The organism is Woeseia sp. D3-10 (assembly GCF_055809415.1).
Window position 1 is genome coordinate 591,059 of record NZ_JBVVTW010000007.1, and the last position, 21,688, is coordinate 612,746.

Below are 21,688 nucleotides of genomic sequence, written 5' to 3' on the forward strand. Positions count from 1 at the left end.
CCTTGTCATCCACTTTACACCTTCATGTGCCGCTTTCCGGGCACCTTGGATTAATTGCTTTGTTGTTTTAAAAACGTCGTTGCTATTACACAGATTATCGATGGCGCTGCGAAAAATCGCGGCACGCATCACCGAATGCGGAAAACATTGCCATGGAAAATTCATTTTCTGTCACGCGCCATTCCGGGTGCCATTGGACCGCGAGCGCGAAACTGTTGTGCTGATCCACGCTAAACGCCTCAACCAGACCGTCGTCCGCCAGCGCCTCAATCCGTACATCGCGGGCCAGCTTTGCTATGCCCTGACTGTGCAGAGAGTTCACCGTCACAGTCCCCTGACCTGCCAGTGAGTGCAACAAACCGCCCTCTACAAGGTTTACGGGGTGAGCTGGCCCGTACTGAATGTCGAGCGGGTCTGCCGGGTTTTCTTTGTGAACGTGATAGCCCGACACTTCGTGCACAAACGGGTGCAATGTTCCACCAAGCACGACGTTCAACTCCTGAAAGCCGCGACATACGGCAAAGACAGGCATGCCCGCAGCAAGCGCAGCCTCTATTAATGGGAACGTCGTGGCATCCCGCGCCGGATCGTGCAAAGTACCTGATCGGCTGGGAGCACCACCGTAGTGATGAGGCTCAACATTCGACGGGCTGCCGGTCAGAAACAGGCCGTCCAATCCGGCGAGCAATTCTTCGGCGGGCAGACGATCACCCAGTGAGGGCAACAAGACAGGCAGGCTATGCGCGCCGTCAACGATCGCTGAGATGTACTTTTCGCCCACCATATGGAACGGGTGTGGCTCGACGATACGTCGATCCGACGGAATTCCGATTACGGGTTTTGCACACATAAAGGGCCAAAACGGCCTGAACCTGGTCGCGTCAGGCATTTTTGCCCGGGAGGTCTAGGATACGTCAGACCCGACGTTCCTGTACACCACCTGACGGCGGGCAGGGCTCGCGACGCCCTGCCCGCGCGCAGTTTCAGGGTTTCTTGAACAACAAGGTAAAGCGATCCGTATTGCCGGTTACCGTCTTACGGCCAACTTCGTAGCGCAACTCGTCATCCGGACGGAAATGCAGATCACTGTAGTCGACCAGCTCAAAGCCGGCTGCCTGCACTTCCTTGATGATTTCAACGACGTCCGCACGGCGGCGCGTTTCCATGGACAGGGGTTCCATGTGCCGACGGCTGTGATCAATCACGCCGTAGAGTCCGCCACGCGCAAGTGACTTGAAAACAGCATCATTAATATTAGCCCGACCTTCCGGCGTGAAATTATGCATATTGCGGAACGTTACGACCAGATCCAGACCTTTAACACCAAAATCAAATGACCCAATGTTATTGGTACCAAACGGACCTGTGCGCTCCATGGCGGCGTCAATATCCAGCACTTTGATGTGATCGAATCCATTCTGAGTCATCAGATTGCTGCTAACACCGTTCGTGCCGATCGACACGTACAGCTCACCTTTGTCACGCAACACAGGCGCCAGCAATTTTGTGTACCAGCCGCCTCCGGGTAACAATTCAAGCACGCGCATGTCGTCTTTCAAACCGAAGAACGCCAATGTCTCGACCGGTTTGCGATTGGCATCACGGACAATTTCCGCTTCAGTCCTGATGGATGATGTCATGGCATCACGGACTTTCTGTTCAGTCTGTTCGTCGGCAATTGACGGCAACGCCATCAGCAATACAATGAATGAAACAAGGCTACGCATTGTGTGTCCTCAAGTTTGGTTTTTTTGGAATAATCTGGATACAACAGTTTAGCTTATTTATCGCTCAGACGCCGCGCTCCTGAAGCGTTAGACTATCCGCCGGCGTCGACCGCTTTACCATCACTCAGAGAGACTTGAATTTTCCGATGAAACTGTATGGGTATTACCGTAGTAGCGCGAGCTACCGTATTAGAATTCTGTTGAACCTGAAGAAAATCAGCTGGGAATTCGAACCCGTCATGCTGAACCTCGGCGAGCAAACCAAGGTTGACTTTCTCGAGCGCAATCCGACGGGCTTGGTGCCGGTTCTGGAAACCGGCAGTTTGTCACTTGGTCAATCACTGGCCATCGCCGAATACCTTGAAGAACGCTACCCCGAGCCTGCTTTGCTACCCAGCGACCCCGATGGCCGTGCACGTGTTCGTGAAATGGCTGCACTAATAGCGTGCGATACACACCCGTTGCAGAACTTGCGCGTGCTCAATCACCTGCGCAGTAACTTCGGCGCCGACGACGATGCTGTCACCGAATGGACGCGACACTGGATTGGCCGTAATTTTGCAGCGCTGGAAAAACTTGTTGCCCGATCTGGCAGCAATGGCAAGTTCTGTTACGGAGAGACGGCGACGATGGCGGATGCCTGGCTGGTTCCGCAAATGTACAACGCACGGCGTTTCAACGTTGACCTTGCACCGTACCCGCTATTGACTTCGATTGACGCGCATTGCCTGCAATTACCGGCGTTCGGCGAGTCGGTGCCTGAACGTCAACCTGACGCGCCCGCCGCCGGTTCCTGACCGGCGACGCGACCGAAGTAACGCAGGATACCAACCAACAGCAACACGCCGATCGGCAATGAAATAAGCGGCGACATGCCGTAACCGCCGGGAATCGTGCCCGCCGCCATCGCCACTCCGCCAACCAGCAACGCATAGGGCATCTGCGTGCGAATGTGCTCGATGTGATCGCAACTGCTCGCCATTGATGACAGCACTGTGGTGTCGGAAATCGGTGAACAATGATCACCCCAGACGGCACCGGCAAGATTACAGGCTATGGCGGAATACAGCAGGTGCATGTGCTCGGGGTCCTGCATACCGGATACGCCCATCACGGCCCAGGTCAACGGCACGACCAGTGGCATCAGAATACCCATCGTGCCCCAGCTGGTACCGGTAGTGAACGCGGTTACCGCCGACAATATGAACACGGTAGCGGGGACCAGTGGCGCCGGTAGTGAATCAGCCAATACCGAAACCAGGTAGTCCGCCGTGTGCAAGGCCTCGGTCACGCTCGACAACGCCCATGCCAGTACAAGAACGATCATCGCGAATAACATTGCGCGGACGCCACCGTACCAGGCGTCCACTGTTTCCTGAGCGCTCAATATGCGTTGTGCAACAGTCATTACAGCCGCCGTTAACGCGCCCAGCAGCGATGCCCACAGCATTGCCTTGTACGAGTCGGCAGAGCCTATAATTTCCATCAACGTATCACCGCTACCGGTTGCATAAAGCCCGATCAACAATGACGCAATCATTACCAGTAATGGGACAAACGCATTCCACGCGCGAAACGGCACATCCGGCTTGGCTTCCAGATTGTCGCCCTGCATGGCAGGCAATTCTTCGCTGCTAACTGGCGCCACCTGGCCAGCGCGGGCGCGCTGTTCGGCGCGATACATCGGCCCGAAATCCCTGCCGCTTATCGAAACAGCAAAGACAAATACGATGGCAAGAATCGGGTAGAAGCTGTAGGGGATAGATTTCAGGAACACGGTGTACGCCTGCGCTTCGATGGCGGGTATCTGCTCGAGGGCGGTGCCTATAAGACCCACCTCGTAACCAATCCAGGTGGTAATCAACGCAATGCAAACTACCGGTGCCGCCGTCGAATCAACGATATAAGCAAGCTTTTCGCGGGATATAAACAAGCGATCCGTCAGCGGCCTGGCGGTATTGCCGACGACCAGCGTATTGCTGTAATCGTCAAAGAAAATCATCAGGCCCATCAGCCAGACCGATACCTGACCACTAACAGCGGTCTTGGCACGGCTAACAAACATTTCGACAATGCGGGCCATACCTCCGTTGCGGGTAATGATTCCGACCATGCCACCGATCATCATCGAAAACAGGATGATTGCCGCATGATCTGCGTCAGCCAACGCGCCAACCACAAACACCTGAAAGCTGTCGAGCAGTCCACCGAATACACCTTGCGGAGTAAACGAGCGTAACGCCGCCGCCCCTAGCCAGATACCAACCAGCAATGCCGGGATTACGTTGCGCAGCAACAACGCCATCAGGATGGCAACCAGCGGTGGAGTAACCGACACCCAACCGGGCAGTACTCGCACCGATTGCAATATCGGGGACTGTCCAGCCACTTGCACAGAGACTTCAGCGTCACCCGATTGGCTGACAAGGACGTCCTCAAAAAGCACAGTACCTTCTGCCGTACTTTGGTTCGTTGCCTGATAATTTCCGACCCGTAATGTCACCGGTGCCGACGACGCAATACCATTGACCGAGACAGTAAACTCGACATCCGATAGCGCAAGATCAGGCGCATCAATACTTGGGCCTTCCGCCTGCGCGGTGGCAAAGAGAAAAAGCAAGAGTAGAGCTGCGGTTATTCGGTTGATGTTGTTCTTCTTATTCGTTTAACCGCGGCCAATACTAGCATGCTGCTTCGCAGAACTAATACTCTGGACTGAGGCGAATCGCCGCCTTGCACAACGATGCACCAATTTCCGCGCACCGTGCAGGACCAAGTCGCTGTGTGGGCCCACCAATCGACAGTGCGCCCTGCACTTCGCCCAGCGCACTGCGAATTACTGTGGCAATCGCCGTGAATCCTTCTTCAAGTTCATCAACGGTGACGGCATATCCGCAGCGCCGTATTCGAGTCAATTCCGGTTGAAACGCCGCTTTCTGAGTGAGGGTGCGTTGCGTCAGCGACGGCAAACTGTCACTCAAGCGCGCCAACCCATCATTATCGAAAGCCAGCCAGGCTTTGCCAGTGCTCGTCGCGTGCAGGGGCCAACGTGTGCCGATATTACCGGCCGCCGAAATGACGTGACCACCCGCCACTTCGTCGAGTATCAGCATGCTGTTTTCCACCGGGACTTCCAGTGTTGCCGTTTCACCGATATCCCTTGCCAGAACCCGCAACAACGGTCGGACCCGACGTCGCAGGTCACTGCTTGCGAGTGCCTGGACACCCAATGCCATAAGACCGGGACCGAGACTGTAAGCGCTGTTCGCGGCATTTCGCTCGATCAATGACTCGCTCTGCAACGCCTGCAGCAAACGGTGTGTGGTGGTTTTGTTCAGGCCGGCAGCAGAACTAAGTTCAGCCAGGGTCATTTCGGCCCGCTCCGGCGTAAACAACTTCAGCAATCGTATTGCTCGGAGTGCTGACTGGGCTCCCTGCGGGGGACGCGGATCACGCATAAGAATGACACCATATTATGGGCTCGTATTTCATATTATGGCATTGCGGGCATCCTGTGCAAGCGACGCTGGCATGCCATTCCGCTTGCCTAAGCATCAGGACAGCGGTAGAACCTGAACCACGGGACAGCAAGAGACCTTCAGCGCATGAGCAAATCCACCGCCGCGTCGGCTACAAGAGAACTGCGAGATTTCCTGAAACGCCAGCCCAATTCGACGAGCATCGAACTCCTGATTACCGACATCAACGGTGTCCCGCGCAGCAAACGAATAAAGCAAAAGGAATTCTCCAAGACTTTTAGCGACGGTTTTTGCATGCCCGGCGGCACCCTATTGCTCGACACATTGGGCAACACCATTCCAGGTATTCACTACTCGGCCGACGATGGCGATCCGGACGTTGCGGCCGAAATCGTCGCAGGCAGTCTGGCGCCCTTGCCGTGGTCGAGAAGGCCCAGTGGACAAGCGCTGTTTCGTTTCCGACTGGCGGACGGCACACCGTTTTTCGCGGACCCTCGCAGTGTTCTGGAGCGCGCTTTGCAACCGCTGCAACGTATGAAGTTGAAAGTGGTCATGGCGACCGAACTGGAGTTTTACCTGCTGGATGCGAAGGCTGATCGACCAACTGCAAGCGTTTCCAGGGTACCCGGCATTGGCCGTCCGCAACCCGGCCCGCAGGTTTATCATCCTGACGACCTGCACGACATCGAACAGTTTCTCGACGACCTTCACGATGTCTGCGAACTGCAGAACATCCCGGCGGGCACAACCACGTCAGAATTTGCACCAGGGCAATTCGAGATCAACCTGCAGCATGTCGACAACCCTGTCCTGGCCTGCGATCACGCCGTATTGCTGAAACGTGCCGTCAAAGCCGTCGCCCGAAAACACGGTTACGTCGCCTGCTTCATGGCCAAACCGTTTGCAGACGACTCCGGCTCCGGGCTGCACGTCCACATGAGCATCGTCGACAGCAAAGGTCGAAATTATTTTTCACGCGGCAAAGAATCCATGGCGACACCGCCCTACTCGGCCCAACTCCGGCACGCGGTGGGAGGACTGCGGGCAACCATGGCGGAAGCGACCGCAATTTTTGCGCCCAACGCCAATTCCTATCGCCGCCTGCGGCCGGAAATGTTTGCACCGGTAGAACCGAACTGGGGCAGTAATCACCGCAACGTGGCTATTCGAATTCCAGTGTCAGATGAAATGAATCTGCGTTTTGAACACCGTACATCCGGCGCCGACGCCAATCCCTATCTTGTTACCGCAGCGATTCTGGCCGGTGTGCACCACGGTCTGAAAGAGAAAGTAGATCCCGGAACCATGGTGGAGCCGGGCGCGGTTATCAGTCTGAAACGCAAATTGCCAGGACGGTGGGATGCCGCGCTGGACAAGTTCTCCCGCGCCAAGGTGCTACCCGATTATCTCGGCGAGGAGTTCTGCGATTATTTTCTGCGCAATCGGCGCGAAGAAGCGCGGTTGTTTCATAACGTCGTGAGCAACGTCGATTTTGACTGGTACATGCGAGCCGTCTGATAGCAGGATTGCGGGCACGGTGTCAGCTAAACAGTCGTCCCAATTGCATTGCCTTGCCGAGGTCACCTTCAACCTGCACGCGCCCCACCATGAACGCCTTCAACGGCGATAGTTGCCCGTCAAGCAGATCTTCCAGATCCGCGCCGCTGAGCTTCAACGTCGCGGCGGCATCCCCGTCGGTATTGCTAACGGTTATCGGGTAGCTCGATCCGTCCACGTAAATGCAGCCGAGATTCTTAACCACCAGTTTCACGCAAAAGCCGAACGCGTCTTCGCAATCCACGCGTTGCCGCACACGGGCCGTCAATCGGTCCAGCATGTCTCGTTCCCTTATGCTGCGTAGACCCGGTACCGCCGCCGTCAACGACGTGCAGCCCGGGCTGCGCTATCTGACTATCAGGTAAAGCACCAATACCGAAACTGCGCACAGTCCCGCCAGCCATACGCCCGAATTTCGAAAATTGCCGGCGCCCAGTTCGTGATCATCAACCCTCGCTAGGTCACCTTCAAGGTAACAGCCTGCTTTATAGTAGTGAAAAGCAGACCAGGGCCCTACTACTGCAGCGACTGTTAGCAAACTGTAACGCATCGATTCCTGGCCGAATGCCGGCGCGTACAGGTCGCTAAGAATTCCGGTCACCTCGAGGCCCCATTCCAAGACCGATAATATTCAGGATAAACAGCATGAGCCCCGCCGCGACACCGCGCATCCGCAGTCCAACTAGGTTTTGCGCCTGCGCCAGCGTCGTCGCCAGATAAAAATTGGAAAGCATGGCGGGCAACAGAAACCACAACAATGCGGCATTGGCTGAATCACTCAGGTAGACCGGAAACAGGCAAACCCAAGCAGCAATCAATGCGGCAGCCACACCCCACATTGACCAGCGTCGACCGTAGCGTCCAAGGCGATCCGCCATCCAGCCACCGCCCGCGAATCCCGCGCCACCGGCGATACCCAGTATCACCCCGAGGTAAATACCAATCAGCGACGGACTCATGCCGTGACTGCGCACAAGGAAACTCGGAAAGAAACTGGCAATCGCATACCCGCCAAACGCGGCCAGACCAGAGCCCACTGCCATGTGTGCGAAGGAACGGCGCAGAAACAGAAACCGCGCCACATAAGTAATTCCCGGCGGCGGGGAATTGTCGACGCGAGCATCCGCATTGCCGCGGGCGGGCTCGGTAACCGTGAACCTGACCAGCAACGCAAGCGCGAGGCCCGGCAGGCCGACGATCAAGAATGCTTCCCGCCAGCCAATATGCTCAACGACCCAGCCGCCAGCCAGGTACGCGATCATAATGCCGATGGAGATACCGAGCGTGAAAATCCCCAAAGCAGTTGAGCGCTGTTCCGGAGGGTAGTAATCAGAAATCATTGAATGCGCGGGGGGACTGCAACCGGCTTCGCCGATGCCCACGCCGATGCGGGCCAGCGTCAATTGCAGTACGCTGCCAGCGGCGGCTGACAACGCCGTCATGCCACTCCAGATTGCAAGCGACAAAGCGATCAGGTTGCGACGATTGTAACGATCAGCCAGCAGCGCAATTGGCACACCGAGCGTCGCATAGAACAGTGCGAACGCGGAGCCAGCGAGAAAGCCCAACACCCAGTCGTCCACAAGGAATTCGGCTTTGATCGCCGGAAGCAGGATCGCCAGAATCTGCCGATCGATGAAATTGAACGTATAAACAGCAACCAATATGCCCAGTGCATATCGACGAGCGCCCAAACTGACATCACCAACACGGGAATGTCCGGGCGCCGAGTTATTCACTGCAGCGCAACGTCCACTGACAATCGCCTGCGCCTGCGTGGATGCCCAACACGGTTTCTGTTCATTGCGTCGCCGTATTCATTGCAGGGCCAACACTCCCGGCTTGCGGACGACGCGGGTCGGATGCGCCTTGAAACAAGTCCCCTTCTCGCATCACTGACTGCAGACTGCCCATCGCGTCCGTGCTCTCTATGTTATGGCCGCGTCGCTGCAGTTCGCGGACCGTATCAGCACTGAACCCGGATTCCAGCTCGAGCTGATCGGGCAGCCACTGGTGATGGATACGCGGCACCGCCGTCGCATCCGCGATGTTCATGCCATGATCGATGACGTTCACAATCATCTGCAGCACTGTCGAGATAATCCGGCTGCCGCCCGGACTGCCCGTTACCAGCCACGGCTGACCGTTTTTCAATACCATTGTCGGTGTCATCGAACTGAGTGGTCGTTTGCCAGGCTCAATGGCATTGGCGTCGCCACCGGTCAGTCCGAAGCCATTGGGCACTCCCGGCTTGGCGGCGAAATCATCCATTTCATTGTTCAGCAGAAAGCCCGCGCCGGCGACACTGATGCCTGAGCCATAACTGAAGTTGAGCGTGTAGGTGTTCGCGACCGCGTTGCCATCACTATCCATCACCGAGAAGTGGGTAGTGTCCCGGCTCTCCACACGAGGCGCTACGCCTGGTGCAATCTCGCTGGAGCGGCCGGGCCTGCTGCATATCGATTCCGTCGGCCAGTTCCTTCGCGTAGGACTCACTGGTCAACCACGCAATTGGAACGTCGTAGTAGTCCGTATCACCAAGGTGTTCACTGCGATCCGCGAAGGCCAGCTTCATCACTTCAGTCAGCAGATCGAATACTGTCCGCACTGCCAGCGCCCATGTCCCGCAGCGGGAATTGCTCGAGAACATTGAGCATTTGAATGACGTGCACACCGCCGGAACTCGACGGTGGCATGGAAACAATATCAAACCCACGGTAGGACCCTTTGACGGCTTGGCGAAACACCGGCTTGTACGATGCCAGTGCTTCAGCGTCGATAAGTCCGCCGTTGGCTTCCATCTCGCGGATGATCAGCTTGGCAATGTCGCCCTTGTAAAATGCATCAGGTCCCTGCCGGGCGATGAGCCGAAGGCTGCGCGCAAGATCCCGCTGCCGCAGACGTTCGCCCGCTTCATAGGGCACGCCGCCTTTCTTATAGAAGTAAGCAAGACTGGCCGGGTTGGCACCCAGCCGTTGACGGCGGAATTTGAGCAGATTCGAAAGATCGTAGCTGACAATAATGCCGTCACTGGCCAGCTTTATCGCCGGCGCCAAGAGTTCACGCCAGGGTAAACGCCCGTAACGTTCGTGGGCGGCGTACAGCCCGGCGACAGTACCCGGTACGCCTGACGACAAGTGATTGAACTTGGACAGTGTCGAATCAACATCGCCGTTCTCATCAAGGTACATATCGCGACTGGCGCCGGGCGGCGCCATTTCGCGATAATCGACGGCAATGGTTTCTCCGGTCTCTGCCAGATAGATCAGCATAAAACCGCCGCCACCAATGTTGCCTGCGCGGGGAAGCGTTACCGCCAGCGAGAACCCGACCGCAACAGCCGCGTCTATCGCATTGCCACCGCGAGCAAGTATGTCAGCACCGATTTTGCTAGCAATCGCATTTTGTGACGCCACCATGCCGTTAGTGTCATAGACCGGGTGATGCCGTGCGGCATACCGAATGATTGCCGCGTCTTCACTCTGTGCAAACAAAGCTACCGGTTGCAACAACAGGACACATAAGAAACCAGCGATAGTGCGTTTCATCATTACCTCTGAAAGATCAAACAGCGACGGCGTCCGCTTAAGGCAGGACCGCTTTGAGAATGTAGAAGAACACAATAGCGAGCAATGCGCCGGCCGGTATGGTGACAGCCCACGACACGAAAATGCGCCCGACCACCCGGAGGTCGATTGCGTCAATGCCTCGCGCCAACCCAACGCCTAATACGGCACCAACGAGAGTGTGGGTGGTGGAAATCGGAATTCCGGTACCTGAAGCGATTACGATCGTTGTGGCTGCTGCCAGTTCTGCGGCAAAGCCGCGACTTGGTGTCAGCTGGGTAATTTTTTCACCGACCGTTGCGATCACATGCCGGCCGTAAGTTGCAAGACCAATAACAATACCTGCGCCGCCAAGCATGAGTACCCAAAGCGGAATCGATGACTTCGCACCGATCACACCGCTTTGCGCAATGCTGATGACCGCGGCCAACGGCCCGATCGCGTTGGCAACGTCGTTAGAACCGTGCGCAAAGGCCATCGAACAGGCGGTAACCACCATCAAGATGGCGAAGACCCGCTCTACGGTATGGAAGTGCTGCTTTTTCTCGGCTTTCGGATCCGGCTGAATGCGGTTGATCGCCACCTTGCCAATGACCGCAACAATGATCGCAATTGCGATGGCAAGCAAATAGCTGTGGCCCATGCTGATTTCAAGACCGACGTGCGTGAGCCCCTTAAGGATCGTCACAAGAGTGATTGTGAAGGCCGCGAAGAAAATATAGACCGGCACGTACCGCCGTGCTTTTTCCAGTGGATCCGGCTGGGTCAGAATGAGTCTTTGCACACTGCCGAAAATCAGGTAGGCGATAAACCCGGCGGTAACCGGGGACACCACCCAACTCATTACGATGGTGCCAACTTTACCCCATTGCACGGCATCCATGCCGATGCCAACCGCCGCAAAACCGACGATCGCGCCAACGATGGAATGCGTGGTCGATACCGGCCAGCCGTTGCGCGACGCAATCAACAACCAGATCGCTGCGGCCAGCAACGACGCCAGCATGCCGTATACCAATAGTTCCGGCGTTTCGCTAAGCAAGCTCGCATCGACGATACCTTTGCGTATCGTCGACGTGACAGCGCCACCCGCAAGAACCGCACCCAGAAACTCAAATACGGCAGCGACAAGAATCGCCTGCTTGATAGTGAGCGCCTTGGATCCCACCGACGTCGCCATTGCATTGGCAACGTCATTGGCACCGATTCCCCAGGCCATGAATATGCCGAATACCGCCGCCAGTGCGATATAGACAAATTGTGCTTCCATCCGTTAGTTCCCCGCTGATGCTGTCGGATTAATGACTCTTCTAATGAGACAGCAGCAGCTCAAGGCGCCGCCCTACCCGTTCAGCCATATCGGCTATTTCGCCGGTCAACTCGATAACCCGATACAAAAAGATCACAGTTACCGGCTCCAATTCGTTTTCGATTTTGAACAATGCGGCGCGCAAATTGGCTTGCCGCTCATCGGTATCGCTCTCGATTCGGTCCAGCTCTTCAATCAATGACTCAACCAGTTTGACTTCGGCACCTTTGAATCCGCTGGTGAACAATTCGTCGAGTTCACGAACGCTCTTCCGAGCCTGTTTTGCCGCGTCGACGTTGCGGCGGACAAACTCCAGAAAGTCATCAGAAATCTGCGTCGGAATCTTCATCCGACGCCCCAGCACGAGACCTGAAACGTCTTTGGCGCGATTGGCCATTTTGTCCTGTACCAGCAGCAACTCCAGCAGGTCCTCTCGTGGAACCGGCATGAACAAGCTCTTCGGCAAGTGCAGGCGAATTTCTTTTTGACATCGTCCGCCTGGTTTTCCAGGTCCTCGACCAGCTTCCGGGCAGCTGCGGCACCTTCCCAATCACCCTTGACGGCGCAGGCGAAGAAACTGTTGAGCTGTTTGGTGCACTGGTAAGCAATGTCACAGTGCTTTTCGAGCGGTTGAACAGGTGAGGTACCAAAAATATTGGCAAGCATATTGGCCAAAATCGAATCTCCCGAAAGCGGCGACAGATACAGGTTTTGTTGGAAAGGAACGCCGGCGACATCGCCGGATGGCTAATCGCGACATACTAGCACAGGATAATTTCCGTCCGCCGCCCGACAGCGGCCGCCGTGCTAGACTCCCGCCCATTGTGACCAGCCAAGTGAAGTGGAGGCATTACGGTGGCGTACTGGCTAATGAAATCCGAACCCGATTCCTACAGCATCGACGATCTGGAACGTGACGGAACGGAACCCTGGGACGGCATTCGCAACTACCAGGCCCGCAACATGATGCGGGATGATATGAAGGTGGGCGATAAGGTCTTTTTCTACCATTCCAGTTGCAAACAACCTGCGGTCGTCGGCCTTGCCCGCATCGCCAGCAAAGCGTACCCGGATGCGACGCAATTCGATCCTGACAGCAAATACCACGACCCGAAGAGCTCGCCCGATGAGCCGCGCTGGGTATTGGTCGACGTCAATTCGAACGTCAGCTAAAGCGACCGATTTCTTTGACAGAATTGAAACAACACCCGGCGCTCGACGATTTCCAGCTCAACAAGCGCGGCAACCGTTTGTCGATTTTCCCGGTCAGCAAGCAACACTGGGACCTGATTCTGAGCCTTGAGTAAGTGCCGCACTGGCGACTAATCGCCAAAATTGTTGCCGTCGCACTGCCGGCGGTGGTGTTGCTCACGGCACTTCGCAACTGGCCGGAGTCGCTGGGACCTGTGCCAGGCCTGCCAGACATTGCAGAACCGCCGGACGCGTGGCTCGCCAGCGCGGAAAATCTCGTCAATGCTGAATCCGGGATCGTGGCCGGCGCCGAGAAACGCATACGCTGGTATGCGGATCGGCCGGCAACCCGTACGGAATTCGCGCTCGTCTATTTGCACGGCTTTTCAGCGACCCGGCAGGAAATTGCTCCGGTATGCGCCCTGCTGGCAGATGCTTTGCAAGCCAACCTGTTTGAAACCCGCCTGGCGGGCCATGGGCTGATCAATAACAGACTCGCCGCTGTATCAGCTGAAGACTGGCTCGACGATGCCGCCGAGGCGCTGGCTGTAGGTCAGAAAATCGGCCGACGTACGATCCTGATCGGAACCTCGACCGGCGCCACCCTGGCACTCGCAATGCGCGACCGTCTTGCGGCGGCAGGCGTCGACGCGTTAGTTCTCTTGTCGCCGAACTTCGCGCCAGTTGATGCCTCAGCGGACATTCTCACCTGGCCGGGCGGGCCGCTGTTGGCCGAAGCTGTGGTCGGCGCTGAACGCAGCTGGACCGCCGCCAATGAACTGCAGGAGCGCTACTGGACAACCCGTTACCCGTTAGCCGCCGCCGTCGAAGTCATGCGACTGGTCAAAGCCGTGCGCTCGGACTTGCCCATGCAGATCCAGCAACCACTGCTCACATTACTGTCTCCGCAGGACGAGGTCGTTGACGTCCAGCGTGCTCGAACGGCATTGCGGCAAATTTCCGCACCGACCAATGAAGTCGTGGATGTCAATGCCCGAGGTGCCAACGGCCACGTATTTGCCGGCGACATACTCTCGCCGGTCAACAACGAGCTGGTAGTACAGAAAATATCAGACTTCGTGGACCGGCAACTCGGTCGGACAGGTCTATAATTACGGCACAACCACCAGACTTGCTGCTGTTGTATCCAATCGCACCACAGTGACCACCGGTCTGTATAAGGGGAGCACTATGAGCAATCGTCGCACCAACCGGTACGCGCTTGTCTTGCTGGCGTTCATTGTCAGCGCCTGCAGCGACAAGCAACCATCCGACTCAGGCGAGATCGACCTCGCTGCCTTGGCCACACGTGCAGGCGCACCCTTGTTTGAGGGCATGGGGGACCATCATCACGCCATTACAACTAAGGACCCGTACGCACAACGTTATTTTGATCAGGGCCTGACGATCGATTTTGCATTCAATCATGCAGAGTCCGTGCGTTCATTTCGCGCCGCGCAAAACCTCGATCCGGAGTGCGCCATGTGCTACTGGGGCGAAGCCCTGGCGCTTGGGCCAAACATCAACGTCACCAGCGATGGCAAAGTCGTGATGTCCGATGATGAACGACGAACCGCGTACGCCGCGATCCAGCAGGCAATCGCCCTGCAGGACAACGCAAGCCCGAAGGAACGCGATTACATCGAAGCTTTGGCCGTGCGTTACAACGGCGATCCCACGACCCAGCGCGAGCCGCTTGATCTCGCATATGCCGACGCGATGCGCGCATTGTCAGAGAAATACCCTGACGATGACGACGCGGCCGCGCTGTTCGCCGAGTCCTTGATGAACACGATGCCCTGGGATTACTGGCTGGACCCGGAGAATCCGAAACCGCACACGGTCGAAGTGCTCAATGCGCTGGAAACGGTGCTGGCCCGTTCGCCGCGCCACCCAATGGCCATTCACCTCTACATACACGCAGTCGAAGCATCGTCCCAGCCCGAACGGGCGGAACCGCACGCCGACACATTGCAAACCCTGGTGCCGGGCGCCGGGCATCTCGTGCACATGCCATCGCATATCTACTGGCGAGTCGGTCGCTACGACGATGCATCGACAGCCAACGAGAAAGCCGCAGCAGTCGACGAAGCGTATATTGCCGCATGCAACGCGCAGGGCTTCTACCCCGCCGCCTATTACCCGCACAACATTCACTTCCTGTGGGCCGCGTCCAGCATGCAGGGGCGCAGCGCCGTAGCGCTGGAAGCGGCGCAGAAAGTAGCCGACAACGTACGGATCGAAATGATCGAGGAGTTTCCCGGCGTCGAATTCTTCAAGACCATACCGTTACTGGCGATGACTCAGTTTGGCCGCTGGGACGACGTACTCGCAGCTCCTCAACCGCCAGCGAACCTCGAGTACTCGACGGCGATCTGGCACTACGCGCGGGCAACGGCATTTGCTCGCCGCAACGACCTGGCGGCGGCTCGCGCCGAGCACGAACAACTCGTGCCACTCCGCGAAAGTGCGGACGTGCAGTTCCTGGACAAGATTCAGTACCCCGCATCCATGCTGCTCGAAATTGCCGACGAACTGGTGCAAGGCGAAATGGCGATGTCCGCGGGTGATTTTGACAGCGCTATAGAGCACTTCGAGATAGCGGTCGACACACAAGACCGACTGCCTTACACCGAACCGCCGTTCTGGTATTACCCTACGCGCCATTCGCTGGGACAGGCCTTGCTTGAAGCCGGCGACGCCGAAGCCGCTGAAGCGGTGTACCGCCGTGATTTGGAACTCTACCCGCACAACGGCTGGTCAATGTTCGGCCTCATGCAGAGCCTCGACCGCCAGGAAAAGGATTCCACTGACATTCGCCAGCACTTTGAAACCGTCTGGCGCCAGGCGGACGTCACGCTAACAGGCTCGCGCCTGTAACAGCGACGGGCGGTGGTCACGCCGAATACCGGCGTGACCACCGCCCGCTTGAATTCCCACCATGAGCAGATATCTGCCCCACTGACCAGCGGCAGATGCAGCCGCTCGCTGCCATGACTACACTAGTCACCTTGTTAACCGGGCACTACCTGATGAAAGACACGATTCTCGGGCGAAGCAGCGATTACCCCGACACCCTCACACCGGATTTGCTCTACCCGGTTGCGCGCGCGGACGGCCGTGCGGCGCTCGATCTGGGCGACACTTTACCGTTTAGCGGCGTTGACTTGTGGACAGCGTGGGAAATGAGCTGGCTCGACACAGCAGGTCGCCCGGTGGTCGCCGTGTTGTCGCTGGCTGTTCCGGCTGAATCGCCAGCATTAATCGAATCGAAGTCGCTCAAGCTCTATCTTAATTCTTACGCGATGACTCGGTTCGCATCGATAGATGAGGTCGCTGACCAACTAAGCACTGACCTCGGTCGATGCGCGCAGAGCCCTGTGCGTGTGCAACTTCGGCTGAATAACGGCAAGGCCGGCATCAGCGTATTGCCAGGCGTATGTATCGACAAGGAGAACGTCCGCTGCGACAGTTATGAGCTCGATGCGACGTTGTTACGCAGTGGCGGCGACACCGTCAGCGAAACATTGCACTCCCACGTGTTGCGCAGCCTGTGCCCGGTGACCGGCCAACCTGATACCGGCAGCGTCATGCTCCGCTACCGCGGTCCGCGTATCGATCGAGGCGCATTGCTTGCCTACATAGTCAGTTTTCGGCGGCACTCCGACTTCCATGAACTGTGCGTCGAACGCATTTTCATGGATATACAGTCGCGCTGCGGCGCGGAGGAATTAACGGTGTACGCGCGTTATAACCGTCGCGGCGGGATCGATATAAACCCTTTTCGTTCGAACGTGGAGCGCGAGGCGCCCGACCTGCGCCTATGGACACAGTAACTTTGCCGACCGCGCAACCTTAGTCGCTGAGGTCTTCGGCAGACAATTCGTGTCCCCAGTCGCGCTTGGCAGCCAGATAGCGCCGATTGGTCGCGTTGATTCCGCTGACGTGCTTGACGCGGGTAATGTCCGACAGGCCTTCTGCACGCAGGTCCGCCACTTTCTTCGGGTTGTTGGTCAGCAATCGAAACGGGCGGTCACCCTGAAAGTATTTCAGCAGCGTTGCCGCGTCACTGAAATCCCGCGAGTCGTCGGGCAAGCCAAGACTTCGATTTGCCTCATAAGTGTTTTCCCCGGAGTCCTGTAGCAAATACGTTGCCGCTTTTGCCCACAAGCCAATGCCGCGACCTTCGTGCCCGGACATGTAGATCAACATGCCACCCGCCGGATCGGCCGAGATACGTTCAACGGCACTGGCCAATTGCGGACCGCATTCGCAACGTTGCGAACCGAATACATCCCCGGTAAGGCAACTCGAATGCACGCGCACCAGCGGATTGCTCCAGCTCGCCGGGTCACCGAATACCAGCACGCTGTTCACGGCCATGGAGGACGACATAACGGCGAACGACTGCTGACCCTGCCGTTCGCGTAACTCATCCGCAAGCTCCTGAACCTGACTTAGCTCGGTATGCCGAACGCTTGCGTACCAGTCCGCCTGATAGTGCTTGCCCTCCAGCTGTAACGGCAACGGGATCGGGCCAAGAATGCTGAGACTGCGGGTGCCAGGCACGATCTCGTGATCGCTGCTGACCAGTTTGCCATCGGCATCCACGCGCTTCAGTTTGCCGTCGTCGGCGAGGCGCTGGCGGATGCCGGGATCGATATAAGTGAACATGGGCGTGAAGCCTACCATCTCTGCGGCGCGGCGGAAGTGCCCGCGATTGTGGCTGTACGCCGCGCCGGCCGGCAATTTCGCTTGCTGACCAAGCGGTCATTAACTATGATAACTGACCTGGCAGTCAGTAAGGGCTCGCGCATGAGCAAGGTACGCAACCGGCGCCGCAAGGAAGACCGACCCGCCGAAATAACCGCCGCCGCCATGGATGAGTTTGCTGAGCGCGGCTACGACGCCACGCCGGTCGAAGCCGTCGCCCGTCGCGCCGGCGTCAGCAAGGGTCTCCTGTACCTGTACTTCAAAACCAAAGAAGAATTGTTCAAGGCAGTCGTGCGCAGCTTTATCTCGCCGCGCGTAAATGCCTTACGGTCGGCGATCATTGACAGCGACATCGGTGTTGAGGAATTCCTGCGCGGGCCGTTCCTAGAGTTCGCTGCCGCGTTGCCGGCATCGAAAGCACGGCACCTGCTCCGCCTTATGATCGCCGAAGGCCACAAACACCCGGACCTGACGCGCTGGTACTGGGAGAACGTCGTCTCCGAAGGTTTACAGGCATTGACCGTGCTGATCGAACGTGGCGTCGCACGCGGTGAACTTCAACCGTCGGCATTGGATCGCTTCCCCCACTTGCTGCTCTCGCCGGTTGTTTTCTCCGTCATCTGGACGCTCGTGATGCAGAAGCACTCGAAACTCGACACTGCAGCAATGATAGAAGCGCACATTGATGTCCTGCTCTCAAGCGTTAAAGCAAAGCCGGGCTTGCGAGGTAATGACGCATGAACAAACTTACCGGGCTGCTGTTACTGACCATTATCTTGTGCGGCTGCGACGCAGACACTGAGCAGCCTCTGGTTGGCCAGCTTGCGTCTGATCGCATAGAACTGACGGCCGAGTTCGCCGAACCGGTCACGGCGCGGCACATTGTTGAAGGTGCTCGCGTTAATGCTGGCGACCTGCTGATTACACAAGACACGGCTCGTATCGATGCGCAGCTGCGTGAACTGCGTGCCCTGGCAGGACAGCAACAGGCGCGATTGGATGAACTCACCCGCGGACCTCGCAGCGAGCAGATTGCCGCGGCGCGAGCAAGTACCGACGGCACACGGCGAGATGTCGATTTTCTCACGCTCGAATACGAGCGCACCCTGGACGTTCATAAGAAAAAACTGGCGTCCTCCGAAAATCTGGACCGCGCCCGGGCTGCGCTGGATTCCGCCCGTGCGCAACTCGCAGTCAATGAAGCGAAGCTACTGGAACTGCTGGCTGGCACAACCGTAGAGGAGCTGCGTCAAGCCGAACAATTGCTGGAACAGACCCGCGCACGAACCGACCGCATGCTCGTGGATCTGCAACGACATCAACTTGCAGCACCTGTCTCCGGCCAGATCGACTCCCTGCTGATAGAAGAAGGCGAGCGACCACAACCCGGGCAGCCCCTGGTGATCATGCTGGGCGGCGAGCAACCTTACGCCCGCGTCTATATTCCCGAAGCAGTACGGGTGCGCGTCGTACCCGGCACGCCGGTCACGGTCAGTATTGATGGCAAAGACGAAACGGTTAACGGCACCGTCCGCTGGGTCGCAAGCGAACCGGCCTTTACGCCGTATTTCGCTCTCACAGAGCATGACCGCGGCCGCCTGAGCTTCGTTGCAAAGATCGACCTCGATTACCGCGGCACGCGGTTGCCCGATGGCGTACCGGTACAGGTCACCCTTCCGGCCGCCGGCAGCGGCCAGCGCCAATGACAACAGCCAGCGACATTGCTATTGATGCTCGCGGGCTCAGCAAGTCCTTCGGCGAGCTTGTTGCCGTCGACAAACTCGATCTCGCCGTACCGCGCGCCAGAATTTACGGCTTCCTCGGTCCCAACGGTTCCGGAAAATCCACGACCATACGCATGCTCTGCGGTTTGCTCGAGCCTACCGGCGGTACCGCACGCGTCTTAGGCGTAGATTTGCCGGCTGACGCTCGTCAGCTGAAACCGCGCATCGGCTACATGACCCAGAAGTTCTCTCTGTACAGCGATCTGACCGTACTGGAGAACCTCGAATTCATTGCCGATATCTACGCGATCGCGCGCACTGAACGCAAAGCACGAATCGATGATCTCCTGGAACGATACGACCTGACCGATCGCCGCAAGCAATTCGCCGGCACCATGAGTGGCGGCCAGAAGCAGCGACTCGCATTGGCCTGCGCCGTGCTGCACAAGCCGGAACTGCTGCTGCTGGATGAACCTACCAGCGCAGTAGACCCAAAGAGCCGACGTGACTTCTGGGCCAAACTGTTTGCACTTGCTGATGCCGGTACAACCATTTTGGTATCCACGCACTATATGGACGAAGCCGAACGTTGCCATCGGCTCGCCATCCTGGATCGCGGCGTGAAAGTTGCGGACGGTTCCCCGGCCGAGCTGCAACGTAACACCGGTATGTCCATCGTTGAAGTACTGGCTGACGATCCATTTCGCGCACAGGAACACCTTGCCAACTGTCCGGACATCGCCAGCGTTACGCAACTCGGTGTGCGGTTGCGCGTGCTGGTTCCTGTCGCTATCAACGACCCACTCGCACGGGTTACCAGCCTGCTCGAAAAATACAACATTAGTGCCGACTGCCAGTTAACCCAGCCTTCGCTGGAAGATGTGTTTGTCGCCGTAACGCTCAAATCACCGCGCGCCGGAGGATGACCTTGAACTGGCTTATTCGCCTGCTGGCCGTCATGCGCAAGGAGTTTCGCCAACTGCGTCGCGATCGCATTACCTTCGCTATGATCGTTGGTATCCCGATCGGGCAAATTCTGCTGTTCGGCTACGCAATCAACTTCGATGTTCGCAACATCAAAGCGGCGGTAGCCAATCAGGCCGACACCCACTTGTCGCGCGATTTCATTGACCGACTACAGCAATCGCAAGTGGTCCGAATCACAAACTACGTCGCGACTCCGGAAGACCTCGAAGATCAGTTGCGGCGCGGTGAAATATCCATCGGCATTTATATTCCGGCTGATTTTGATCGGCGCTTGCTGGACCCGAATCGCGCCGCCGCCCATTTGCTGGTGGACGGAGCAGATCCGACAATACTGGGGATCGTCAACCGGCTCAGCAGCATGCCGCTGGTCGGAGATGGCACCTCGCCTCCGCGGTCAATTGAAATACGGCCCTATTACAATCCTGAAGGACGCACAGCCGTCAATGTGGTCCCCGGGTTGATCGGCATAATCCTGACCCTGACGATGATGTTGTTTACTGCCGTTGCCATCGTTCGTGAACGCGAACAAGGCAACCTCGAGTTGTTAATCAATACGCCGGTCAGTACCGCGGAGTTAATGACCGGCAAACTCATCCCGTACATTCTTATCGGTTTGCTGCAACTTGGCTTGATTGTCGGCGTAGGCAAGTTGCTGTTCAATGTGCCCGTTCGCGGCAGTATTGCGGACCTTTACCTAGCGGCAGCTGCATTCATCGCTGCCAATCTCGCACTGGGATTGTTTGTCTCAACCGTCGCCAGGACTCAGTTTCAGGCGATGCAGGTTACATTCTTTATCCTGCTGCCTTCCATACTGCTGTCGGGTTTCGTCTTCCCTTTCGACGGCATGCCGCGCGTTGCGCAATGGCTTGGCGAATTGCTGCCGAATACGCACTTCATCCGCCTGACCCGCGGCATCATGCTGCGTGATGCAACCCTTATGGAGCTGTACCCCGAAGTATTGGCATTACTGGTATTCGCACTCGTTGCGATGACAGCCGCCGTGTTGCGTTTTTCGCGCCGGCTTGATTGATAAACTCAGTCAATTCCGCCGCGCAACCAACGACGCGCATCCTCTTTCTCGTCCAGTTCAAAATGCCGCACGTCAATCGCTAGCAGTGGCTGCATGACGTCCACGATCTTCTCAACCCAGTCCTTGTCGCAGACCACCGCAACCCGGCCGATTTTCTTCCAATGTGAAACGGCCCAACGCAGATCTGCCCACATGACTGAAGGCGGAATGTTGCCGATACTGCGAATTTCCTCCAGAAGATCGACGCTACCGTAATCCTCGATTTTGCTTTCCACTTCGGTAATCAGCGCCGCAAACTGCTTGCGCGTTATAGCTCCGTCAATGGTGAACTCGACAATATTGGATTCGGGTATCCAGTGGTATTCAAGCATTGTGCTCTCTCTATTGAATTCATGTCCGCCGTCA

Annotated in this window: 22 protein-coding genes and 2 pseudogenes; 10 read left to right on the forward strand and 14 right to left on the reverse strand. The window is 57.2% G+C overall.

From position 1 onward, the window contains the following. Positions 1-94: 94 nt before the first annotated feature. Both AC0L8N_RS03435 and AC0L8N_RS03440 read right to left on the reverse strand, forming a co-directional pair. Positions 95-850, reverse strand: a complete 756-nt coding sequence (locus tag AC0L8N_RS03435) for a gamma-glutamyl-gamma-aminobutyrate hydrolase family protein (protein ID WP_473666175.1) — start codon at positions 848-850, stop codon at positions 95-97. Between the two features lie 133 nt (positions 851-983). After that, positions 984-1,727, reverse strand: a complete 744-nt coding sequence (locus tag AC0L8N_RS03440) for a class I SAM-dependent methyltransferase (protein WP_473666176.1) — start codon at positions 1,725-1,727, stop codon at positions 984-986. Between the two features lie 146 nt (positions 1,728-1,873). Here AC0L8N_RS03440 and maiA point away from each other — a divergent pair, with 146 nt between their 5' ends. Beyond that, complete coding sequence (maiA, locus tag AC0L8N_RS03445) at positions 1,874-2,524, forward strand: maleylacetoacetate isomerase (protein ID WP_473666177.1); 651 nt, start codon at positions 1,874-1,876, stop codon at positions 2,522-2,524. Here maiA and AC0L8N_RS03450 read toward each other — a convergent pair. Then, positions 2,494-4,347: a Na+/H+ antiporter NhaC family protein gene (locus AC0L8N_RS03450; RefSeq protein WP_473666178.1), complete on the reverse strand. Its 1,854-nt coding sequence runs from the start codon at positions 4,345-4,347 to the stop codon at positions 2,494-2,496. The two genes, maiA and AC0L8N_RS03450, sit on opposite strands and share 31 nt — an antisense overlap. A gap of 82 nt (positions 4,348-4,429) precedes the next feature. Next, positions 4,430-5,185, reverse strand: a complete 756-nt coding sequence (locus AC0L8N_RS03455) for an IclR family transcriptional regulator (protein ID WP_473666179.1) — start codon at positions 5,183-5,185, stop codon at positions 4,430-4,432. Positions 5,186-5,332: 147 nt separating this feature from the next. On the opposite strand from AC0L8N_RS03455, the gene AC0L8N_RS03460 reads away from it, so the two are divergent. Further along, positions 5,333-6,724, forward strand: a complete 1,392-nt coding sequence (locus tag AC0L8N_RS03460) for a glutamine synthetase family protein (protein WP_473666180.1) — start codon at positions 5,333-5,335, stop codon at positions 6,722-6,724. 22 nt (positions 6,725-6,746) lie between these two features. Here the strand turns inward: AC0L8N_RS03460 and AC0L8N_RS03465 are convergent, their stop codons facing one another. From AC0L8N_RS03465 to AC0L8N_RS03500, 8 genes and pseudogenes are all read right to left on the reverse strand, one after another. Beyond that, positions 6,747-7,043 carry an SCP2 sterol-binding domain-containing protein gene (locus AC0L8N_RS03465; protein ID WP_473666181.1) on the reverse strand — a complete coding sequence of 99 codons (297 nt, stop codon included), beginning with the start codon at positions 7,041-7,043 and terminating at the stop codon, positions 6,747-6,749. A 66-nt stretch (positions 7,044-7,109) separates the two neighbouring features. Further along, positions 7,110-7,364 carry a hypothetical protein gene (locus tag AC0L8N_RS03470; RefSeq protein WP_473666182.1) on the reverse strand — a complete coding sequence of 85 codons (255 nt, stop codon included), beginning with the start codon at positions 7,362-7,364 and terminating at the stop codon, positions 7,110-7,112. Beyond that, entirely contained in the window at positions 7,348-8,502 is a 1,155-nt protein-coding gene (locus AC0L8N_RS03475; RefSeq protein ID WP_473666183.1) for a spinster family MFS transporter, read from the reverse strand. Before AC0L8N_RS03475 ends, AC0L8N_RS03470 begins: the two co-directional genes overlap by 17 nt. 61 nt (positions 8,503-8,563) lie before the next feature. Continuing rightward, positions 8,564-9,169: a gamma-glutamyltransferase gene (locus AC0L8N_RS03480; RefSeq protein ID WP_473666184.1), complete on the reverse strand. Its 606-nt coding sequence runs from the start codon at positions 9,167-9,169 to the stop codon at positions 8,564-8,566. Next, positions 9,129-9,371 carry a gamma-glutamyltransferase gene (locus AC0L8N_RS03485; protein WP_473666185.1) on the reverse strand — a complete coding sequence of 81 codons (243 nt, stop codon included), beginning with the start codon at positions 9,369-9,371 and terminating at the stop codon, positions 9,129-9,131. Before AC0L8N_RS03485 ends, AC0L8N_RS03480 begins: the two co-directional genes overlap by 41 nt. Continuing rightward, on the reverse strand, positions 9,343-10,314 hold the full coding sequence (locus tag AC0L8N_RS03490; RefSeq protein WP_473666186.1) for a gamma-glutamyltransferase family protein: 972 nt from the start codon (positions 10,312-10,314) through the stop codon (positions 9,343-9,345). The genes AC0L8N_RS03485 and AC0L8N_RS03490 overlap by 29 nt, the downstream gene beginning before the upstream one ends. 34 nt (positions 10,315-10,348) lie before the next feature. Continuing rightward, positions 10,349-11,599 carry an inorganic phosphate transporter gene (locus AC0L8N_RS03495; protein WP_473666187.1) on the reverse strand — a complete coding sequence of 417 codons (1,251 nt, stop codon included), beginning with the start codon at positions 11,597-11,599 and terminating at the stop codon, positions 10,349-10,351. Positions 11,600-11,639: 40 nt separating this feature from the next. Beyond that, positions 11,640-12,316: pseudogene (locus tag AC0L8N_RS03500) on the reverse strand (TIGR00153 family protein). 192 nt (positions 12,317-12,508) lie between these two features. On the opposite strand from AC0L8N_RS03500, the pseudogene AC0L8N_RS03505 reads away from it, so the two are divergent. From AC0L8N_RS03505 to queF, 4 genes and pseudogenes are all read left to right on the forward strand, one after another. Next, positions 12,509-12,945 (forward strand): annotated as a pseudogene (locus AC0L8N_RS03505) (EVE domain-containing protein). Further along, complete coding sequence (locus AC0L8N_RS03510; RefSeq protein WP_473666188.1) at positions 12,946-13,941, forward strand: alpha/beta hydrolase; 996 nt, start codon at positions 12,946-12,948, stop codon at positions 13,939-13,941. It abuts the pseudogene before it with no gap. 79 nt (positions 13,942-14,020) lie between these two features. Next, complete coding sequence (locus tag AC0L8N_RS03515) at positions 14,021-15,709, forward strand: hypothetical protein (protein ID WP_473666189.1); 1,689 nt, start codon at positions 14,021-14,023, stop codon at positions 15,707-15,709. Positions 15,710-15,822: 113 nt separating this feature from the next. Further along, positions 15,823-16,665 (forward strand): NADPH-dependent 7-cyano-7-deazaguanine reductase QueF, encoded by an 843-nt coding sequence (queF, locus tag AC0L8N_RS03520; protein WP_473666190.1) that lies wholly within the window; start codon positions 15,823-15,825, stop codon positions 16,663-16,665. Positions 16,666-16,684: 19 nt separating this feature from the next. Here queF and AC0L8N_RS03525 read toward each other — a convergent pair whose 3' ends face one another. Continuing rightward, complete coding sequence (locus AC0L8N_RS03525) at positions 16,685-17,503, reverse strand: GTP cyclohydrolase II (protein ID WP_473666191.1); 819 nt, start codon at positions 17,501-17,503, stop codon at positions 16,685-16,687. Positions 17,504-17,608: 105 nt separating this feature from the next. On the opposite strand from AC0L8N_RS03525, the gene AC0L8N_RS03530 reads away from it, so the two are divergent. The 4 genes from AC0L8N_RS03530 to AC0L8N_RS03545 are packed head-to-tail and all read left to right on the forward strand — an operon-like array spanning position 17,609 to position 21,283. Further along, positions 17,609-18,283, forward strand: coding sequence for a TetR/AcrR family transcriptional regulator (locus AC0L8N_RS03530; RefSeq protein ID WP_473666192.1), 675 nt, complete (start codon positions 17,609-17,611; stop codon positions 18,281-18,283). Continuing rightward, positions 18,280-19,248: an HlyD family secretion protein gene (locus tag AC0L8N_RS03535; protein ID WP_473666193.1), complete on the forward strand. Its 969-nt coding sequence runs from the start codon at positions 18,280-18,282 to the stop codon at positions 19,246-19,248. Before AC0L8N_RS03530 ends, AC0L8N_RS03535 begins: the two co-directional genes overlap by 4 nt. Continuing rightward, positions 19,245-20,192, forward strand: coding sequence for an ABC transporter ATP-binding protein (locus AC0L8N_RS03540; RefSeq protein ID WP_473666194.1), 948 nt, complete (start codon positions 19,245-19,247; stop codon positions 20,190-20,192). The genes AC0L8N_RS03535 and AC0L8N_RS03540 overlap by 4 nt, the downstream gene beginning before the upstream one ends. After that, positions 20,189-21,283 (forward strand): ABC transporter permease, encoded by a 1,095-nt coding sequence (locus AC0L8N_RS03545; protein WP_473666195.1) that lies wholly within the window; start codon positions 20,189-20,191, stop codon positions 21,281-21,283. Before AC0L8N_RS03540 ends, AC0L8N_RS03545 begins: the two co-directional genes overlap by 4 nt. 5 nt (positions 21,284-21,288) lie before the next feature. Here the strand turns inward: AC0L8N_RS03545 and AC0L8N_RS03550 are convergent, their stop codons facing one another. Next, positions 21,289-21,654: a SpoIIAA family protein gene (locus AC0L8N_RS03550; RefSeq protein ID WP_473666196.1), complete on the reverse strand. Its 366-nt coding sequence runs from the start codon at positions 21,652-21,654 to the stop codon at positions 21,289-21,291. Positions 21,655-21,688 lie beyond the last annotated feature (34 nt).

What these genes read in the sequence shown, in the direction of transcription:
- AC0L8N_RS03435 (WP_473666175.1), bottom strand. Translation starts at nt 850, where the DNA reads ATGTGTGCAAAACCCGTAATCGGAATTCCGTCGGATCGACGTATCGTC.
- AC0L8N_RS03440 (WP_473666176.1), bottom strand. Translation starts at nt 1,727, where the DNA reads ATGCGTAGCCTTGTTTCATTCATTGTATTGCTGATGGCGTTGCCGTCA.
- maiA (WP_473666177.1), top strand. Translation starts at nt 1,874, where the DNA reads ATGAAACTGTATGGGTATTACCGTAGTAGCGCGAGCTACCGTATTAGA.
- AC0L8N_RS03455 (WP_473666179.1), bottom strand. Translation starts at nt 5,185, where the DNA reads ATGCGTGATCCGCGTCCCCCGCAGGGAGCCCAGTCAGCACTCCGAGCA.
- AC0L8N_RS03460 (WP_473666180.1), top strand. Translation starts at nt 5,333, where the DNA reads ATGAGCAAATCCACCGCCGCGTCGGCTACAAGAGAACTGCGAGATTTC.
- AC0L8N_RS03465 (WP_473666181.1), bottom strand. Translation starts at nt 7,043, where the DNA reads ATGCTGGACCGATTGACGGCCCGTGTGCGGCAACGCGTGGATTGCGAA.
- AC0L8N_RS03490 (WP_473666186.1), bottom strand. Translation starts at nt 10,314, where the DNA reads ATGATGAAACGCACTATCGCTGGTTTCTTATGTGTCCTGTTGTTGCAA.
- AC0L8N_RS03495 (WP_473666187.1), bottom strand. Translation starts at nt 11,599, where the DNA reads ATGGAAGCACAATTTGTCTATATCGCACTGGCGGCGGTATTCGGCATA.
- AC0L8N_RS03515 (WP_473666189.1), top strand. Translation starts at nt 14,021, where the DNA reads ATGAGCAATCGTCGCACCAACCGGTACGCGCTTGTCTTGCTGGCGTTC.
- queF (WP_473666190.1), top strand. Translation starts at nt 15,823, where the DNA reads ATGACTACACTAGTCACCTTGTTAACCGGGCACTACCTGATGAAAGAC.
- AC0L8N_RS03525 (WP_473666191.1), bottom strand. Translation starts at nt 17,503, where the DNA reads ATGTTCACTTATATCGATCCCGGCATCCGCCAGCGCCTCGCCGACGAC.
- AC0L8N_RS03530 (WP_473666192.1), top strand. Translation starts at nt 17,609, where the DNA reads ATGATAACTGACCTGGCAGTCAGTAAGGGCTCGCGCATGAGCAAGGTA.
- AC0L8N_RS03535 (WP_473666193.1), top strand. Translation starts at nt 18,280, where the DNA reads ATGAACAAACTTACCGGGCTGCTGTTACTGACCATTATCTTGTGCGGC.
- AC0L8N_RS03540 (WP_473666194.1), top strand. Translation starts at nt 19,245, where the DNA reads ATGACAACAGCCAGCGACATTGCTATTGATGCTCGCGGGCTCAGCAAG.
- AC0L8N_RS03545 (WP_473666195.1), top strand. Translation starts at nt 20,189, where the DNA reads ATGACCTTGAACTGGCTTATTCGCCTGCTGGCCGTCATGCGCAAGGAG.
- AC0L8N_RS03550 (WP_473666196.1), bottom strand. Translation starts at nt 21,654, where the DNA reads ATGCTTGAATACCACTGGATACCCGAATCCAATATTGTCGAGTTCACC.